Here is a 19,408-nt window from a genome sequence, read left to right as displayed (position 1 = left end):
TAATTTATAAATTTATAGAAGTGTATATCATAATAAGTTAAAATAAGAAGGAGATATTGAATAAAGTTATTGGGGGAATTGACATGAAAAAACCTAATATTATCTATATATTAGCAGATGACATGGGCTATGGAGATATTTCTTATCTCAATGAAAAATGCCCATTTAAGACAAGGTATTTTGATCAGCTAGGAGAGGAGGGCATGAGTTTTACAGATGCACATGCAACTTCAGCTGTATGTACACCTTCAAGATATGGCATATTAACAGGACGTTATAATTGGCGTTCAAGACTTAAAACAGGTGTAATAGGAGGTTATACACCTCATCTTATAGAAGATGGTAGACAAACTGTAGCTAATCTTTTATCGGACTCAGGTTATTATACTGCTTGTATTGGTAAATGGCACTTGGGAATGGACTGGCCATGTCATGGGGAATTTAAAAGTGTACCAGACTTTGGGGTAGTAGAAAATGTAGATTATACAGGAATTATTAAAAATGGGCCTGTTGATTTTGGATTTGATTATTATTATGGGATTAGTGCATCTTTAGATATGCCACCATATGTTTATATTGAAAATAATAAAGTAGTAGAATTGCCTACTAAGGTTACAAGTGATTCTGGTAAGCGTTTTTGGAGAGAAGGGCCTACAGCGCCAAACTTTAAACATGAACAAGTGCTGCCACATCTTACAGATAAAGTTGTACAGACTATAGAGGAACATAAAGAAGAACCATTCTTTATTTACTTCCCATTACCTGCACCACATACACCTATTTTACCTACCAAGGAATGGATAGGTAAATCGGGGACTAATGAATATGGTGACTTTGTTATGATGTGTGATGCCATGGTAGGTAAGGTAATGGAGAAAGTAAAAGCATGTGGATTAGAAGAAAATACGATTATTATCTATACATCAGATAATGGATGTTCGCCGTCAGCAGATTATAAGGAGCTAGCGGAAAAAGGACATAATCCAAGCTATATCTTTAGAGGTCATAAGGCAGATATTTATGAAGGGGGCCATCGTATCCCGCTTCTTATCAAATGGCCAGAAGTTATTAAAGCAGGAAGTCAATGTAATGAGACAGTTTGTCTTGCTGATTTCATGGCTACTATGGCAGATTTACTAGGTGTTATATTGCCAGATAATATGGGAGAAGATAGTGTAAGTGAACTAGGGTTATGGAAAGGACAAGATCAGTATACAAGAGAGGCCCTTGTTCACCAAAGTATTGATGGGTCTTTATCTATTCGTAAAGGTAAGTATAAGCTAGAGATGTGTAAAGGGTCTGGAGGATGGAGCTATCCAGTCCCTAATTCGGAAGTAGAAAGGCAGCTCCCACATGTTCAGCTCTATGACTTAGAAGTGGATATAAAGGAGCAACATAATATTTATGAGCAGCATCCTGAAGTAGTTAAGGAACTTAAAGAACTTTTAACTAAGTATGTAAAAGAAGGCCGAAGTATGCCAGGTATACCTCAAAAGAATAACGGCGTAGAAGTATGGGAAACCATTAAATGGATTACTGAATAAAGAGTAGGTTATACAGCTTTAGCAAGTGCAACACTTTGCTTCGTCTTCAAATGGTTTGATACTCCATAGAACTTCGAATACGTATAAAATAGAATAGAGTATAAAATAGAATAGAGTATAAAATAAAAGGTTGAGTTTTGAAATGAAGACTCAACCTTTTATTTTAAAATATTTTATATTTGATATAGTTTAATATTATCATATAATATAACTAAAAGCCTAATTACAGATGAATTATATAAGGGAGTTAATATATGTGCAAAAAAAATTTTTCAAGAAATACAAGATTTGTCCAATGAAATCAATCAAGACATTATAAAATTAGATATTCAAGCGATCAATGATGATGGTTATACAGGTGATAGAAATCGTGAACTTATAAAAGTAGAGTTAGAGGAGGGAGAAAAAAGTGTATTGGTTATGGGGCTTAATCCTTCTATTAGTATAGGAGAGTATGAGGATCCTGATATTAATTTTTTAAAGTGGATTAATGCGCCAGAGAATGATAAGACTTTCAAATGGATTAAGGATAACAAGAAATATACACATCAGACCTACTATAAACCACGTTATGAACTTTTTAAAGGGCATAGTATGATGTGGGAGAAGGAGGATTATCTTAATAAATACATTGAGAAATATACTTTAGAAGAGGAAATTAAAGAGTATCTTTATGAACATAGGCAGAATTCTTCTAACTATGTACTTTTTGCAGATCTTTTATATTTTAAATGCACAAATTCTAAACCAATTCAAGATGTTATACTAAAGAATAAAAAATTAAGCGATAAGATTTTTCAATTATTCTTAAAACAGGTAGAGTATTATAATCCAAAGATTGTATGTTTTGGATATGGAAGTGCAAGTAGCTTTATTAAGAAGAAGTTTAAAAAGATAGGGCAAAATGTAAAAAATGTCTATGAGCAAGGTTCTACTCAGGTAGATGAATGTTATTATAAAGGAGTCAAATACGTTTTTTGTACACAAAGTATAAAATGGAAATATGGTAAGATGAGTGGCAAAGTATTAGAAGCCTATGAGAATAGTATTTATACCTATTTACAGGATAATAATATGATGCCAAGTCAGGTTCAGTGGAATGATAAAGTAGAAGCTTAGAAGAGTTATTAGGAAATCTTGATCAAAGAGAGGAAAGACTAGATGAAAAAATGTATGTATTGTAATCAGCCTATCGAAGATAAAGGCTATAATCATAAAATAGGCTATTTTTGTTCAGAGGAGCATTTCGAAAAGTACTGTGATACGCTGTTAAAAGAAGAGTTAGCACTTTTAATGCACAGTATTTGTCCGTGTAGTGATGATGGAGAAGAATAGGGGTTAATAAGGGAGAAGGCCGGTAAAGTAAAAGTTAAAATAAATACTTTTAAAATTAGAAAATTTTTACTATAATAAAAGTAAAAAGGGGATGTAGCTCACTTGGGAGAGCGCTTGAATGGCATTCAAGAGGTGGGGGGTTCGATTCCCCTCATCTCCATTAATAAAACCCTCGAACTTAGAAATAACTAGGTTCGAGGGTTATTTTTATTCTTGGTGTTCTTTTATGTATTGACGAGGTGTCGTGTTACAAACTGTTGTAAAGGCACGATAGAAACTTCTTAAGCTTTCAAACCCACATTCATAAGCAATTTCTGTAATGTTTTTATCTGTAAAGAGTAATTGCTTTGCAAGGTTGATACGTAGGTAATTGATGTAATTAGGTACGCTACAACCAATCTGTGTATTAAAGAGATGAGAAATATAAAATTTAGAAATTCCTAGATGAGTAGCAATGGTATCAAGAGAAATTTGCTCTTGATAATGCATATAAATATGGTCTAAGATTGTTTGAATTGTATGGTTATGTTGAGTATTTGTGTCAATAAAACTTAGTTCATTGAGAATAGAAGCTAAAATAATAGAGAGATAACCTTTACTAAGTAAACTATTAGAAGATGATTGAGTGAGTGCTTGAAAGTAGTGCTTAAGGCTAAGTAGATGAGGGACATCTGAAATAAAAGGGTGAGAAGGCGTACTTTTTTTTAGCAGGTAATCTATTTCAGGTATCAAAATAGGATCAAAGATAGTTAAAATACAAAGACTGTTTTTTTCTGTATGAAAAGAGTGGATCTTATGAGGTGGAATAAATGCAATAGAGCCAGAAGAGAGTAATTGCTTGTTATTATCTATTTGAATGAGAATACTTCCATTAACGATATAGAGTAGTTCGATTTGTATATGCATATGAGGTAAAAAAGTAAGATTTTGAACATACTCTGAGCGAATTATATGAGATTCTTGATTGGAAAAAAACTCATAAAAACCTTTGGGATAGGATAAAGTTTTCATTGATACACTCGCCTTTCAAGTATTTTACTTTATTATCTTATAGCCTAAAGAATATAGCAATATATGGCGTGAATTTTATTGTATGTGGCATGAAATTTTTAATTAGGAGTGCTAGAATGAACTCAAATTTAATTAAAGGGGAATGTGCGATGCGTTATAAATTAGCTATTATCGGATATGGTGGTATGGGTGGATGGCATCATGAGAATATTAGAAAAAGTTTACCGGAAATAGAGGTTGTAGGTGCCTATGACATTAGAGAAGAAATGTTGCAAAAAGCCAGTGAAAAAGGACTAAGAGCCTATAAAAGTGTGGAGGAGTTGTTAAAGGATAAGACTGTTGACATAGTGACAATTGCAACGCCTAATAATTTTCATAAAGACTATGCTATAGCTTGTCTTAAAGCAGGTAAACATGTTGTATGTGAAAAACCTGTAGCCATGAATGCAAAAGAGTTAGAAGAAATTATAGAGGTTAGTAAACAAGAACAAAAACTATTTTCTATTCATCAAAATAGAAGATGGGATAAAGATTATCGGATAATGAAAGCAATTTATGACCAAAATTTAATAGGCAAATTCTATCGTATTGAGAGTAGAGTTCAAGGTTCTAGGCGTGCCTTACATGGCTGGCGTGGATATAAAGTAAATGGTGGAGGTATGGTACTAGACTGGGGAGTACACATGATTGATCAGCTCTTATGGATGTTCCCAGAAGAAGTAATTTCAGTGGAGGCACACTTACATAATATTTTTGCACCTGAAGTAGATGATCACTTTGATGTCCTTCTAAGATTTGAGAGTGGTATCACTGCCTTAGTTGAGGTTGCCATGAATTGTTTAGTTACTCAGCCACGCTGGCATGTGTGTGGTGTAGAGGGCTCAGCCATTATAGAAGATTGGGATGGAAATGGAAAGATTGTAACGATTAAAGAAGATAGTGAAATGGAATGGGAAGATGAGATTGTTTATACAAGTGCAGGGCCTACAAGAACCATGGCACCTAGACCAAAGCATACAACAAAAGAGATGGCATTGCCAGAAGTAAGTGTAGACTGGGCGAACTATTATAAGAATATAGTAGGTGTCCTAGAGGGGCAGGAAGAGCTTATTGTTAAGCCAGAAGAGGTGTTAAGAGTGATGAAGGTTATTGATATCATTTTTGAAGCACAAGCAAGAGGATGCGGCATAGCTTGTCGTATATAAGGGGGAAAAGTATGAAAAAAGTATTGATTTTTCAAGGTGGATGGGATGGTCACCAGCCTGATTTAGTTTCAAAGCGTTTTGCGGCTTTATTGCGTCAAGAAGGATTTGAAGTAGAAATCTATGATCATTTAGACTGTCTAGCTGATGTAAATTATCTTAAAACTTTAGACTTAATTATTTCTTGCTGGACGATGGGTGAAATTAAACATGAATATGTGCAAAATATATCTCAAGCTGTTGGAAGTGGGGTAGGACTTGCTGGATGTCATGGGGGCATGTGTGATGCCTTTAGACAAGATACCGAATGGCAGTTTATAACTGGAGGGCAATGGGTAAGCCATCCAGGAGGAGATGGTATAGAATACACTGTTAATATTTGTAAAGGATCACATGACATCGTAGAGGGAATAGAAGATTTCAAAGTGAAAAGTGAACATTACTACTTACATGTTGACCCAGCTATAGAGATATTAGCCACAACAAAGTTTCCATTAGTTAATTATTATCATAGCGCCAATAAGCCTATAGATATGCCTGTTGCATGGATTAAATATTGGGGAAATGGAAGAGTATTTTATACTTCATTAGGACATCAAGATAATGTATTTGATCATGCACCAGAAGCGCAAGAGATGATGCTACGAGGGATGCTATGGGCAGCAGAGGGTAAGGGTATAGCTGTTAAGCAGAACCTTACCACGAAACGATTCGAAAATAATGCAAAGATGTATTAGGGGGAATAAGGGATGGAGCGCGTAAGGATAGGAATTGTAGGGATCGGAGACATTAGCGGTATTTATCTAGATAATTTAACTAAAAGATTTAAAGACGCCATAGAGATAGTAGGTGTATGTGATTTAGTAAGAGAAAAAGCAGAAAGAGCAGTGGAAAAGTATAACATTCCAAAGTTATACGAGACCATGTATGACCTTTTTGCAGATGAAAGTATAGAACTCGTATTGAATTTAACACGTCCTTATGAGCATTTTGAGGTATCTAAAGCAGCACTGCTAGCAGGAAAGCATGTTTATTCTGAAAAACCTCTAGGTGCTACGTTCGAAGAGGGGAAAGAACTTGTAAAGATTGCCGAAGAGCAAAACTTAAGAATAGGTGGTGCGCCTGATACATTTTTAGGTGGGGGAATTCAAACTTGTCGTAAACTCATTGAAGATGGCTATATAGGCATGCCAGTAGGTGCATCAGCCTTTATGGTATGTAGAGGGCATGAATCTTGGCATCCAGACCCAGAATTTTATTATAAACATGGTGGTGGACCAATGATGGATATGGGGCCTTATTATATCTCAGCACTTGTAAATTTATTAGGAGGTATCAAGCAGGTTTCTGGAATGACAAAGATTTCTTTCCCACAAAGAAAAATTACAAGCCAGCCTCATTGTGGGGAGATTATTGATGTAGATGTACCAACTTATGTAACAGGCATGATGGCTTTTGAGAGTGGTGTAATAGGAACCATTTTTACAACCTTTGATGTGTACAAAGCAGAAGTACCACACATTGAAATTTATGGTTCAGAAGGGACATTATCTGTACCTGATCCTAATACTTTTGGAGGTCCTATAAGGTTGTATCGCCCAAGTAAAGGTGAATTTTTAGAGTTTCCAATAGTATTTGATTATGTAGATAATAGCAGAGGACTTGGGCTTTTTGAGATGGCACAGGCACTTAGAAAAGGAGAAAAGGCAAAAACGAGTAGTAACTTAACCTATCATGTACTAGAGGTAATGACAGGATTTGAAAGAAGTGCAAACATGGGAGAACATGTGACTATAGAATCAGTATTTGAGTTATTACCAATGAATAAATAATGACAAAGGGCTATACAATAAGTTTCTGAAAAAATTGCGAAAACTCATATCCGATTGGATATGAGTTTTTTATACAAGTATTTTTATAGTGGAAAATTTTATTGAAGTTTAAATATCATAATTCTAAATAAACCTGTAACTTATTTTATAGATTTGCATCATATTTATGCAATAAGATGAGGTAGTGATTAGCTTCCCTTAGTATGTGATCTGCTAATAATGGTAGTGCAATAGAGCTAATTTCACAGGCTAATAAACCTTCAGTTGCCTGGTCTTTAAAGTTTCTAAGTCTCTTAGTTGCTTCTAAACTGTCCTCTGTAACATTTTGAAGCATACAAGCTCTATCAGATGCAGCTAAAGCTTCCCTTCTTAATTCATCAAATTCATTTGCAAAATCATTGGCAGTTTCAATTAAATTATCTTCAGTAGGATCTAATAGTCCTCTTAAAAACTTAGAATGTTCGGCCATTATTCTGTTCCAGAAAGGTTCTTGATTAAGTGCATCTTCAATTATATCGATATCTTCTCTTTTTTGTAATTCTACTAATAGAGACATAAAGAGTTTAGCTTCTCTTCTAATATGATCTATTAATAAAGGATAGGCAGTAGTATAAAGTTTACACTCTAAAACCGCTTTTAAAGCGTTAGATTTAAAGGCACAAATTGCCTTAGTAGCTTCAATAGCATTGCAATTTAGTTCAAAAATATCTTCAACTAATGATTGATTAAATTGATTATCATCCCGGCAACATGAAAGTTCCATTTCTAATCTCGTTATACTTGTATCTATAGGTACTCCGGTTAGACGTTCAGACATTTTTTCAGCATCTAAGGTATGTTCTGTGAGGGCATCAGGTCGCAAATCAACTACGCCACAAGCCAGATTGATAGTTCTTACAAGAAGGTCACTAAAAATTTCTTGAAAGTTCCTTGCCTCTTGTTGTAGGTCAGCATTTTTCTCAAGTATAGATGTTTCTAAAAAAAAGGCATGTTCTTTCATAATTCTCAAAAAGAATAGGTTAATATTTAAAGATTGTTTTATAAAACATTGATCAGACAACATATTTTATCCCCCTATCTAAAGTTTTAATATTACCATGCAATAATATAATATGTGTAATGAATAAAATAGTGAACATAAATAAAAAGGAAGATATAGTACTTTATTCTTATAAAATAACAGCAAAGCTCCATACAGCTTAAAAAAACTGTATGGAGCTTTTTATATAAACTATGTTTAGAAAGCAAATGCAATATAAAATTTAACATCTAACATTTTTACGTTTAAATCCTAATTGTCCTTTATCCACTGCTTTTTGAATAGCTTCAGAAGCTAGAGGAACATTACATTTCGTTTTAACTGAAGAGACTTCTACCTTGCCAATTGCATTTGCAACAGCAACTGCTCTTTCATGTAGTGGCATATAAGAAATACCTACTGTGGTAACAAAATTGTTCATAGCGTATTTAGCACGATTTGGGCTATTATGAATAGTTTTTTCTACAATTTCGAGCATTTTATTAAGTTTTTCTTGATCAAATTCTTCATCCTTACGGTTGCCTAAGAGCCAGCAATAACAGCTGTAACCTGCAGACATAAATAATTCTTTGCCACTTGCTATCCATTTATCAGAAACAGCCTGAGCAATGTCTGTTTCAGCAAGTGTCACAGCTACGATATAATCGGAAATCATATAAAAATAAGCTGTGCCCATCCAACGGTCAAAATCTGCCTCAGACATAGCACTTGGGTCTGCAATCATACCTGCAAGATACATGGCATCATAGTTGCCGGTTGCGTAAAGCTCTTCTGCAATGCCTTGATTTTTCTTAAGCTTTTTAGCAAGGGGTTTCATTGCACCTGTTGCAACACCAAAAAGCGGTTCATGGGCACCATTACGTATGTAGGTTTTTTTAGTTCTTTCTGTACTTAGTAATTCGAGCTCTTGTAAAATTGTTTGAATATCCACAGAATCATCCTTTGCAGTTTAAATATCTTAAGAAAAATTATACAGTGATTGAGAGTTAAGTCAAGTTTACGTGTTGGATTGTTTAATAACAAATATTCAAGTATTAGTTAAACAGAAAATTTAAAAAATACGAGTTTCTAAAATTTAAGAAACTCGTGTTTTTTTATATAAAAAACACATACTATATCTAACGAAAAGATTATAAAGTGAGGATATAGTATGAGTGAAAAAGTAAAAGTCATTCCACTTGGTGGACTTGGGACAATTGGTAAAAATATTACGGTAATTGAATATAAAAATGATATTGTAGTGATTGACTGCGGTATGGGATTTCCAGATGAGCAGATGTATGGGGTTGATTTAATTATTCCGGATATTACTTACCTTCTAGAGAATAAAGACAGAGTAAAAGGTATTTTCTTTACCCATGGGCATGAGGACCATATTGGTGCAGTTCCTTATATTTTAAAGCAGATGAATATGCCACTTTATGGGACAAGGCTTACTTTAGGGCTTATTAAAAGTAAGTTAGAGCAGCATGGTTTAGAAAAAAGCTGTCAGATGCATAGTGTGGAACCAGGAGATTGCATTGAACTTGAAGATATAAAAGTGGAATTTGTAAGAAGTACACATAGTATTGCAGGGGCATGCTGTATTGCTGTGCATACACCAGAAGGGATTATTTTTCATACAGGTGACTTTAAGGTGGATTATACACCTGTTGATGCACAGACTATGGACCTTGAACGGATTGGGGAGCTGGGTAAGGAAGGCATATTGCTCCTTTTAGCAGATAGTACAAATGTTGAGCGTAGCGGACATTCACCTTCTGAACAAACAATTGGTAAAACTTTAATGAGACTATTTGATGGTGTGAAGGGGCGTGTTATTGTCACAACTTTTGCCTCTAATATTCATAGAATCCAGCAGATTATACATGCTTCAAGTGCACATAACCGTAAGGTAGCCTTTAGTGGAAGAAGTATGGAGCGTATTACAGAGGTAGCAAGAGAATTAGGTTACTTAGAGATACCAGATAACACTCTAATCAACCTTGAAGATATGGGTAAGTATACACAAGATCAGCTCACCATTATTACGACGGGGAGTCAAGGAGAGCCAATGGCTGCTTTAGCACGTATTGCTTTTGGTAATCATCGTATGATTAGGGTTGAGCCAGATGATTTATTTATTATATCTGCATCACCAATACCAGGCAATGATAGGTTGGTTTCAAGAGTTATTAATGAACTTTATAAAAAAGGTGTAGAAGTTATTTATAAAGCTATAGAAGATGTACACGTATCTGGACATGCTTATAAAGAAGAACTTAAACTTATGCAGTCTTTAACCCATCCTAAATTTTTTATGCCGGCCCATGGTGAGTATAGACATTTAAAACACCATAAAGATTTAGCTAAACAAATGGGTATGAAAGATGATCATATTTTTATTATGCAGGATGGAGATGTATTAGAACTTGACCGTGAAAAGGCAGCTGTAACAGGGCGTGTACGTGCAGGCAATATTTTAGTAGATGGTATTGGTGTAGGTGATGTAGGTAATATTGTTCTAAGAGACCGTAGGCATTTAGCAGAAGAAGGTATGTTGATAGTAGTAGCCGCCATTGATTTGGAAACTTACTCTATAATGGGTGGACCAGATGTAATTACAAGAGGCTTTGTATACGCTAAAAATAGTGAGGAGCTTATTGAAGCAGTTAGAGTAGCAGCTACTAAAGAACTCGAGATGTGCCTAGCTTACCAAATGGTAGAATGGTATATGTTAAAGGCTAACATTAAAAAAGTAGTAGAGCAGCTCCTTTATGAAAAGACGAAGAGAAGACCAACTATCTTACCAATTATTATGGAGGTCTAAAAATAAGGTAAGAAGAAAGAGTCTAATGAGTAGTTGTAATAAGGACTAGTAATAAGAGTAAATAAAAAGGGGCTAAGCAGCCCCTTTTTATTCTTCTAATCTGCTTTAAAGACATGGAAAGCTAAATTTTTGCGGAAGTTTTTATCATGTGCCATATGTCTAGCTAGTCTTTGAAGTTCATCTCTAAGGTCGAGGTAGAGCATTTCTACATATCCCCAGTCAGAGCGTCTATTTGTATCAAACCATACTTTTTCGTGGTACTGACGAATGTTTTCAACCTCTGAGGCAAGTTCTAATACATTAGAGATATAGCTCATAGCTTCTTCTCTATTTTGAAGTGGTGCCCAAGGTAAGTAGCTGATTTTTTTAGCAGTGAAAAGAATACGTTTAGCACTTAAGTAAAGAGCATCTAAAGCTGTTTTCTCTTGAATACGTGTTTTGAGAGATTTAATCAGTTCTAATGCTTTTGTCATCTCATCAATAAGAAGATATGCTTTTTCTTTTTCTGCAAAAGTAATAGGCTCTAAAGCAGATTTAAACATTTCTTGCTTGAAGATAAAGTTATCTTTAAGACCTATGACGCTATCATAATGATAGACGTTGTAAAGAGAAGCAGCTTCTTCCTTATTAAGGCCAAAGAAAACAGCATGGTAAATATCGTAGAATTGTTCGAAAGTATAAGTTGTTTTGGCTGCCCATGAGCAGTTAGCACCAATAAGAAAGCCTGGCCAGTTAAGTTCACGTGAGCAGTCCCCACCATCTCCCCAACAAGACATAATCATATGTGTAGACTGACCGTCTGCTGCCAGGAGGAGTCCTGCGGTGTTATTCCAGCATAATTTCATATCACAAGCAAATCTATTCCAGGTCCAAGTACCAGGAGATACGGTTACAGTAAGACCAATCTCATGAAGTTTTTCTACATAAGGGTAGCTAGCGCGAGCTGCATAATCCCAGAAGACGAAGTTAATGCCTTGTGGGAGTTCCAGAGCACGTTCAAGGCCTACAGAGTAATCACCCCAAGGTGGTGCAAAGAAATCTGCATACATCATCATAGAACAGTCACGTTTAGCCAGTTCATCATGCACCCATGTATAGTATTCAATGAAAAGCTGTCCACCTTTTTCTTTGCCATAAACTTCGGTAATGGCACAAGGTTCATCACCACCTACATGAATAATACCAGGTCCAAAAGCTTCTACCACTTCATCAAGAATATTTGAAACTAATGGTTTGACAGCAGGATTAAGTGGGTCAATAACACTTGTAATAGAACCGTCTTCTTGATGAATTGTAATAGGTTGTAAAGAAGCAATAGAAGCATTTTTATCAAAATGTCCAAGTAAGTTGATAATAGGTCGTACAGAAATATGGTACTTCGCTGCGTATTCAGTAAGGGCTTTCCATTCTTCGCCTGTTAAACCATCAGAGTATTTACCCCAATCAGGACAGCATTTAAGTTTAAAGACATCTTCAATATAAGGCATATATACATTGTATTTATAACGTGCAAGTTTGCGGATAATGGTTTTAAAGTGTTCAAAAGTAGAAACTTGTCCGCGAGAAATATCATCAGAGATAGCACGGTAATGCATATCGGGATAGTCATAAATTATGCCACATGTAAGAGTACCTTTATTTAAACGGTCAAGTTCAGAAAGTGTCATAAGCCCATAAAGTAAACTGCAGTCAGAAGAAGCATGGATTGTAATTTCTTCTTCTGCTAGAACAAGTTTATAGGCATCTTTGTGTTCAAAAGAAGCGTTGCAAAAAGTAATGGATTTAGTACCACATCCTGTATAAGTACCTTCACGTAAAATGCCTTCACTTATAGGAAGTGCTTTTGTAAGCATATCTGTCAATATGTAGTCGCTAAGTTTAATGGATGCAGTATTAAGGCTTACATTTTTCAGTTCTGGAATAATATTATAGTTCATACAAGTCTCCTTAAGATTTTAATAGAAAAAAGTTCTAAAATTATTATAACAAAAAAATAGATTTATTCATCAAAATATAATAAAAGTATATAAAAATTTTTGTATTAATTTCTAACTATATACAATAAGTTGTTTTAATTAGACTAAATATAATGTATTATAAAACTTAGTTTAAAGTAGTAATAATAAAGGAGAAAAATATGAAAAAACAAGCTCTAGTTAATATTTATCATTTTATTAGAAAATCTACATACAATGATGGTATTTTTACACAAGAAGACTTTGATACTTTAAAAAATGAAATGGAAATTTTAAAACAGCATCAATTACCAGCTACTTATGCACTCAAGCATGATGCTGTAGTAGATGAAAGATATACAGCACTGATCAAATCTATGATAGATGAAAAAGATGAAGTAGGTGCTTGGTGGGAAATTACAAAGGAGATGGCAGATAAAGCAGGTGTAACTTGGAAGGGCTGTGATGTCATTGATCTTCATGTTAAAGCGGGCTATTCACTTGCTTACTTACCAGAAGAACGTAAAAGATTGTTAGATGTTTATATGCAGGACTTTAAAGAAGTATACGGCTACTATCCAAAAACAATTGGTTCTTGGGTGATGGATATTGTAACCTTTGAATATGCTAAAGAAAAATATGGCGTAGTAGGGGGAGCCCTTTGCCGTGACCAAAAGGGTATTGATGGCTTTACACTTTGGGGAGGCTATGTAAATGGTGCCTACTATCCAAGTAAAGTAAATGAGTACATACCAGCTCAAACACATGATATGCAAGTAGATATGCCAATCTTTAAGCTACTTGGGCCAGATCCTATCTATAACTTTGAAGCAGAAGTTAGACAAGGTGCAGGTGGTATTTATACATTAGAACCGGCTTGGACATGTGGTCAGTCTGAAACTTGGGTAAAATGGCTCTTTGAGTGCATTACAGAAGAAGAACAATTAGGCTATGGTTATACACAAGCTGGACAGGAAAACAGCTTTATCTGGGGGAATGTAGGGGAAGGTTTTGAAATGCAAATGCGCCATATTGCAGCTCTTAGAAAATTAAATAAAATCAGAGTAGAGAGCTTAAGGGACTCTTCTTTATGGTTTAAAAGGAAGTACCAGCTTACACCACCTGTAACCTATACAGCAACAACAGATTGGAATGAAACTTTTGATTTAAAAACAACTTGGTACAGCAGTCGTTTTTACCGTAGTAGCTTAATGCTCGATAGGGGCGTTCTTAGTATTCGTGACCTTTACATTTTTGATGAAGCCTATGCTTCAAGGTATCTAAATGATTATATTGATAATAATGAAAGTGTCTTTGATGCATTACCAATTCTAAATGCTTGCTACTGGAGTACTAAAGAGAAAAGGGCAAGTATAGACTTTATCAACACTGAAACAGGTGAAGTGATAAAGGGTATAGGGGTCTCCTTTGAAGGCCAAGAAGATGATAAAACTTGGATAGCTACATGGCAGATAGAAGCAGGTACAAAGATGGTGATTACCCATACAGAAGATGCCATGAAGTTTGAACTTAACCAAGAGAGTCATGCAGAACCTATGGCATGGGGCATTAGAATCAATACCTTACCAGTGCTTAAGAGTATACAGGAGCATAAGCTTGTTTGTGAACATGAAAGCTTTACTTATGCACTTACAGTAGAAAATGCTACATGTATGCAGGTAGAAGACCAAGTTTTCATTACACCTACAGTGCAGGGTTGTACACTTATTATGTCACAAAAAGAAAACTTAAAAGAGCTTGAAGTCTTTAGTGAAGATTATTTAAAAGATGCCAAAGCTTTTGATGCACAGGTAGAAGCACCTGTAGCTATTGATGAAGAAAAAATTAAAAATGTAAAACTCATTAAGCCCGTTCTTTCCCATAAAGCAAAAGTTAAGCAGTATGATGAAGTGGCCTACTGTACTATGGTGAATCCAAATGAAGAGAGTACCATTCACTATACCATAAATGGTGAGGAGCCAACGGAGGAAGATACACTTTATACAGCACCTATAGCTATAAGTGAAGACTGTGTTGTAAAGGCACGTGCTTTTAGTAAAGGTCGCCTTGCAAGTGATACGGTAGAGGCTAAATACTTTAATACCCTACCAGTGAAATCTATTACAAGCCCTACAAAGTTTGATGATAGAAAGGTCTTTAACCGTAATGGGGCAAATGACCTGATTGATGGGGAAAAAGGAAGCCTAAACTATGTGGATAACTGCTGGCTTATTACAACAGACTTGTTCGATGTGACTTTAGACCTTGGGCAAATGCGTGATTTAACAGGTATTAATATAGGTCTTATGCAAAGTAAACGTTCAGGTCCATACTATCCAGAATACATCACTTTCTATACATCACAAGATGGAGAAAACTTTGAAGAAGTCTTTACTCAAAATGTACAGGCTGAAAGTGGTGACCCAGATATAGAGATTAAAGATATTGTAGCTACAATCAATAAACAAGCAAGATATGTAAGAGTGAAAGCTAAACCTTATAAATTCTACTTTATCTTTGCAGATGAGATTATTGTACAAGGTAAATGAAATGAATTTTAGGAAAAGTTTTGATAAAAATAAGAAAGTATAGGCGGTGTAGGAGATAAATCTGTTAAAATAAAGAGGACAGAGAAGGAATAAGAGGAGAAGAGATGTGAAAAAAGGAAAGCAGAAGATTATAGATGTAACTTTTGAGCTTATTTTAGAGCAAGGGATTAAAGAGACATCTGTACGAGACATTGCAAAGGCAGCAGGCATAAGTATAGGTACTTTTACGTATCATTATCCCAATAAAGAAGAACTGCTCTTTGACATTTTTGAGATGGTTTCAGGGAAACAAGACAAGGTATTAGAAGAGGCTTTTTCTAGTACTACATTAGAAGAGAAGAAAAAAGCCCTAGAGAAAATTCTTAGAGAGGCGACATCTAATGCATATTTTATGAAACTTAATTATTATTTGTTAGGTGAAGCTTTTGCACAAAATACCACCATGCTAGAGAAGATGAAAGAAAAATATAGCGTATGGCGTATGCAGTTTCAGGAGTATCTTTATGGTGAGATCAAAGCTCATGGTAAAGAAGAGACTCTTAATGCAAGTTTACTTCTTGCTATGATTGATGGGCTTGCTATTCAGCTCCTTTTAGATGAAGCAAGTATTGATGTAAAGGCTATGGCAGATAAGGTCATTGATATTTTATATAGTTAATAAGCAAGTGGTGAAATAGTGTTGTCATTATTAATTATATGAAAGTCAATTTGTATCAGAAGTTAATTGACAGATAGATCTAGATATGATAGAGTGATGAAATGTCGTACAAATGTACGAAAAACTTTATTGCTGACTGGGGGATTAATTTTATGCAGCAAATGGATTTACTTCATGATGACCCAAAGAAATTATTTTTTAAATATTTATTGCCATCTATTAGTGCCACACTTGTTACCTCTATTTATGTATTAGCAGATACGATTATGATTGGAAAAGGTGTAGGGCAGGATGGGCTTGCTGTACTCAACTTTATTTTGCCACTCTTTACTTTGTTCTTTGGAACGGGGCTTTTATTAGGCGTAGGGGGCGCAGTTCTGATGTCTGTCGCCAATGGTAGTGGTGATAAGAAGCTAGCTAACACTTACTTTACGCATGCTGCTTTAAGTGGAGCTATTCTAGCTATTTTATTTACAGTACTAGGTTTAGTATTCTTAGAACCTATTGGATACATGTTAGGGTGTACGTCAGTAAACATTGGGCTTTTTACAAGTTATGCTCAATACTTAGTAGGATTTTGCCCAGTATTTTTATTCTCAAGTTTACTACAAGCTTTTGTACGTAATGATGGCGCACCAAAGCGTGCCATGGTTGCCGTTATATCAGGTGGTGTAACCAATATTATTTTAGACTATATCTTTATTTTTATATTAGGCATGGGAATGGCCGGTGGTGCTATTGCTACTGTTATAGGTTCTGTAACGTCTGTAACCCTACTTCTCACTCACTTTATGAGTAAACAAAATACGATGAAGCTTTTAAAAGGAAAGATACAGGTTAATATAATAGGCCGCATTCTTCATAGTGGACTTCCAAGCTTCCTTATTGAAGTGGCAAGTGGTATTGTTATTTTACTCTTTAACTTACAGCTTCTTAAATATGTAGGAGAAGTAGGCGTAGTTGTTTACAGTATTATGGCTAATAGTGCCATTGTAGCTATGTCTCTTTTCAATGGTGTTTCTCAAGGGGCACAGCCTATTATGGCGACTAACTATGGCGCTGATCAGAGTGAACGTGTAGTTAGTGTAAGAAGACTAGGAAGTATTACTGTTGTCATCATTGGTATAGTACTTTTCTTAAGTGGATTTTTATTCCCAGACATAGTAGTACAGATCTTTATTGAACCTACTACTGAAGTACTCGATATGGCAAGAGGTGCTATTAGAATTTATTTTGCTGCTCTCATTATGATGAGTTTAAATATTTTCTACAGTACCTACTTCCAATCTGTTTTAAAACCGAAGCTTTCATTGATCATCTGTCTATTAAGGGGAATTATAATTTGTACTATACTTGTCTTTTTATTACCACTCCTAATAGGTGTAACAGGTATATGGTTAGTCATGCCGATTACAGAACTCATTACAGCTATTATTGCTATGATGATGGTTCGTTCAGCTAAAAATAGTATATAAAAGTATAGGATAAAAGCCCGTATGAGGTAGAGCTTATAGCTACCTCATACGGGCTTTTTATATACTAGAAGGCTATTCCTTTTAAAATTTATTTAAATAAAATAGAGTGGTCTTCCATACCTACAGTATGTACATCTTGACCAAGTACATCTCCAATAAGATGATTATCATGTAAAGTTACATTAGAGCAGTATTCAAGGTTAATCATATGATGTTTGCGGTCCATTGGCTCATAGACATAGCTACGTATAATGCGGTTATGGCTAAATTCCAATCCTTGAACACTTAAAGCGTAGAGCACAGAATAGTCAAAAGACTGGAAAGTATTTTCTGTAATCTTAATGTTTCTATGGAATGGCTTATGAAGTTCTGGCTTTGGAATTTCTGGGCAGATACTAATGATCCCTTCACAGAATTGATACATAGAAGTCATACAGCAGTCTGCAAAATGGTTTCCGCGAATAAGTACATCGCTACATGCACCGGACTCATACCAGAAGTTAGCATCTCCTGCAATCAAGATAGCAGAACCAGCGGATTCAAACACGTTGTTTTCAATAAGGACTTTCTTAGGTGTAGAAACGAGTACGCCGCGCGCACGGCAACTTCCAAAGTAGTTGTTGCGACATATTAAAGAAGGTGAGTTAGTGAGATTCTCTAGAGCGTCACCTACTTGGAAGGTATTTGGAACAGGTGTATCAAATGTAATGATAAACTCTTTAGGAGAAAGAAGTTCAAAATGATTTACTGTACCTGTGCCACGAGATGCCATAGAGAGGTGGTCGATAAAGGAAATAGTTTGTCCTTTTTCAGCCCAGCAATCAAAGCCTACTGCTTGATAATGGACAAAAATACCTTTAAGAGTATGTGTATCTACTATTTCTGTAATTTTAACTGTTGTGCCATGTACATTAATTGGGTCGTCCATAAGCCCGTAGAAGGAGCAGTGCTCGACAGTAATTTCACCACGGTTGTTAGAAAGGTGAAGACCATCATCATGTCCACTTACGACTTTTCTACCAGCAGCTCTATTGGCTTCAAAGCGTATATGATCGAAGGCAAGGTTTTCACAAAACTGTGCCAAAATTCCTAAACCGCCAGTGTTGTGAATAGTAATGTGCTCAAGATGTAGGTTGGAACTTTGATTAAGGAAGATGCCAGGGTGCAAGCGTCTATTATGTCTAAGTACGCCGTAGTTACCAGGTGTAGGAACTGGGTCAAAAGGACCATAAAATCGAATAGTACCATCTTCGAGTTGTTCTTGTTTGCTACTTTGGAATAAGTCTGCTGTACCATAGGCTACTTTTTTTGTTGTATGGTCAAACTGACAGAAAGAGCCGTAAGGAGATTCCCAGTTTTCGCCTTTGAAGTAGAGCCAATTCTCTTTAATAAAGTGAGGGAAGAGATCACTATCTATCTTCATATCTGTCCATTCTTTGCAGGCATCCACAATAAGGCCTTCAGCAGAAAGAGGGATAGACCAGTCTATGGTAATATTTTTTAAAGTTACTGTATCACAATGGTCTACAGTAAAAGGAATGGTCTGTCCTTTATGTAGAAAGAGGCTACCGTTACCATCTATAGTAATATTTTTCATATCTTTTAAAAGAATAGATAGATGACGAGGATTTTCTACATCTGTATTAGAGATATAATAGTCTCCTCTTAAGGCTTCTTCTGAGGAGAAGTGATAAGTACCTGGGTCTAAAATAAAGCAAGCATTTTCAGGATGGTCAGTAAGCATTTTGTAAAAAGCTTGAGTACAGTCTGTACTTTGATTTGGTAAGATACCATAGTCTTTAGCGAATATGTTTTTTGTTGAATGCATGAAGAAATCTCCTTGATTATGTAATAAATTATAAATATGAAATAAAATTAAATCTAAATCAATCAATTTTACTATTTTATATTATAATACATACAAAAATGAACTGTAAACATAAATTCGAAAGAGCTGTAGTAGATGATAAAATCATAGGCTACAACTCTTTTTAATTTA

15 protein-coding genes and 1 tRNA gene are annotated in these 19,408 nt (G+C 35.2%); 11 read left to right on the top strand and 5 right to left on the bottom strand.

Going from position 1 to position 19,408, the window contains the following annotated elements:
- The first annotated feature begins 83 nt into the window (after nt 1-83).
- From H8718_RS08315 to H8718_RS08300, 4 genes are all read left to right on the top strand, one after another.
- Nucleotides 84-1,544, top strand: a complete 1,461-nt coding sequence (locus tag H8718_RS08315) for a sulfatase-like hydrolase/transferase (protein WP_249332555.1) — start codon at nt 84-86, stop codon at nt 1,542-1,544.
- A gap of 288 nt (nt 1,545-1,832) precedes the next feature.
- Entirely contained in the window at nt 1,833-2,663 is an 831-nt protein-coding gene (locus tag H8718_RS08310) for a hypothetical protein (RefSeq protein ID WP_249332554.1), read from the top strand.
- Nucleotides 2,664-2,705: 42 nt separating this feature from the next.
- Nucleotides 2,706-2,879: a hypothetical protein gene (locus tag H8718_RS08305; protein ID WP_249332553.1), complete on the top strand. Its 174-nt coding sequence runs from the start codon at nt 2,706-2,708 to the stop codon at nt 2,877-2,879.
- Between the two features lie 87 nt (nt 2,880-2,966).
- A tRNA-Ala gene (locus tag H8718_RS08300) sits at nt 2,967-3,039 on the top strand.
- Between the two features lie 47 nt (nt 3,040-3,086).
- Here H8718_RS08300 and H8718_RS08295 read toward each other — a convergent pair.
- Nucleotides 3,087-3,890, bottom strand: coding sequence for a helix-turn-helix domain-containing protein (locus H8718_RS08295; RefSeq protein WP_249332552.1), 804 nt, complete (start codon nt 3,888-3,890; stop codon nt 3,087-3,089).
- 116 nt (nt 3,891-4,006) lie between these two features.
- On the opposite strand from H8718_RS08295, the gene H8718_RS08290 reads away from it, so the two are divergent.
- Genes H8718_RS08290 through H8718_RS08280 form a run of 3 tightly spaced genes read left to right on the top strand, consistent with a single transcriptional unit; the run spans nt 4,007 to nt 6,924 of the window.
- Nucleotides 4,007-5,095 (top strand): Gfo/Idh/MocA family protein, encoded by a 1,089-nt coding sequence (locus H8718_RS08290; protein ID WP_249332551.1) that lies wholly within the window; start codon nt 4,007-4,009, stop codon nt 5,093-5,095.
- Between the two features lie 11 nt (nt 5,096-5,106).
- The gene (locus tag H8718_RS08285; protein ID WP_249332550.1) at nt 5,107-5,829 is read left to right on the top strand and encodes a ThuA domain-containing protein; all 723 of its coding nucleotides are present in this window, start codon (nt 5,107-5,109) and stop codon (nt 5,827-5,829) included.
- Nucleotides 5,830-5,841: 12 nt separating this feature from the next.
- Nucleotides 5,842-6,924, top strand: a complete 1,083-nt coding sequence (locus H8718_RS08280; protein ID WP_249332549.1) for a Gfo/Idh/MocA family protein — start codon at nt 5,842-5,844, stop codon at nt 6,922-6,924.
- A 145-nt stretch (nt 6,925-7,069) separates the two neighbouring features.
- Here the strand turns inward: H8718_RS08280 and H8718_RS08275 are convergent, their stop codons facing one another.
- On the bottom strand, nt 7,070-7,987 hold the full coding sequence (locus tag H8718_RS08275) for a DUF2935 domain-containing protein (RefSeq protein ID WP_249332548.1): 918 nt from the start codon (nt 7,985-7,987) through the stop codon (nt 7,070-7,072).
- A 199-nt stretch (nt 7,988-8,186) separates the two neighbouring features.
- Nucleotides 8,187-8,894, bottom strand: a complete 708-nt coding sequence (locus H8718_RS08270) for a DNA alkylation repair protein (protein ID WP_249332547.1) — start codon at nt 8,892-8,894, stop codon at nt 8,187-8,189.
- Nucleotides 8,895-9,113: 219 nt separating this feature from the next.
- Between H8718_RS08270 and H8718_RS08265 the strand changes: the two genes are divergently transcribed.
- Entirely contained in the window at nt 9,114-10,772 is a 1,659-nt protein-coding gene (locus H8718_RS08265) for a ribonuclease J (RefSeq protein WP_249332546.1), read from the top strand.
- A gap of 95 nt (nt 10,773-10,867) precedes the next feature.
- On the opposite strand, the gene H8718_RS08260 is transcribed toward H8718_RS08265, so the two are convergent.
- The gene (locus H8718_RS08260; RefSeq protein ID WP_249332545.1) at nt 10,868-12,709 is read right to left on the bottom strand and encodes a family 20 glycosylhydrolase; all 1,842 of its coding nucleotides are present in this window, start codon (nt 12,707-12,709) and stop codon (nt 10,868-10,870) included.
- 200 nt (nt 12,710-12,909) lie between these two features.
- On the opposite strand from H8718_RS08260, the gene H8718_RS08255 reads away from it, so the two are divergent.
- The 3 genes from H8718_RS08255 (at nt 12,910) to H8718_RS08245 (ending at nt 17,409) form a co-directional block, all read left to right on the top strand.
- The gene (locus H8718_RS08255; RefSeq protein ID WP_249332544.1) at nt 12,910-15,276 is read left to right on the top strand and encodes an FN3 associated domain-containing protein; all 2,367 of its coding nucleotides are present in this window, start codon (nt 12,910-12,912) and stop codon (nt 15,274-15,276) included.
- 106 nt (nt 15,277-15,382) lie between these two features.
- Nucleotides 15,383-15,934, top strand: coding sequence for a TetR/AcrR family transcriptional regulator (locus H8718_RS08250; protein ID WP_177671560.1), 552 nt, complete (start codon nt 15,383-15,385; stop codon nt 15,932-15,934).
- A 101-nt stretch (nt 15,935-16,035) separates the two neighbouring features.
- Complete coding sequence (locus H8718_RS08245; protein ID WP_249332543.1) at nt 16,036-17,409, top strand: MATE family efflux transporter; 1,374 nt, start codon at nt 16,036-16,038, stop codon at nt 17,407-17,409.
- A gap of 88 nt (nt 17,410-17,497) precedes the next feature.
- Here H8718_RS08245 and H8718_RS08240 read toward each other — a convergent pair whose 3' ends face one another.
- On the bottom strand, nt 17,498-19,237 hold the full coding sequence (locus H8718_RS08240; RefSeq protein ID WP_249332542.1) for a right-handed parallel beta-helix repeat-containing protein: 1,740 nt from the start codon (nt 19,235-19,237) through the stop codon (nt 17,498-17,500).
- Nucleotides 19,238-19,408: the final 171 nt, after the last annotated feature.

The sequence above is a fragment of the Zhenhengia yiwuensis genome, from assembly GCF_014384995.1.
GTDB classification, from domain to species: domain Bacteria; phylum Bacillota; class Clostridia; order Lachnospirales; family Cellulosilyticaceae; genus Zhenhengia; species Zhenhengia yiwuensis.
This window is presented reverse-complemented; position numbering and strand designations above follow the sequence as displayed.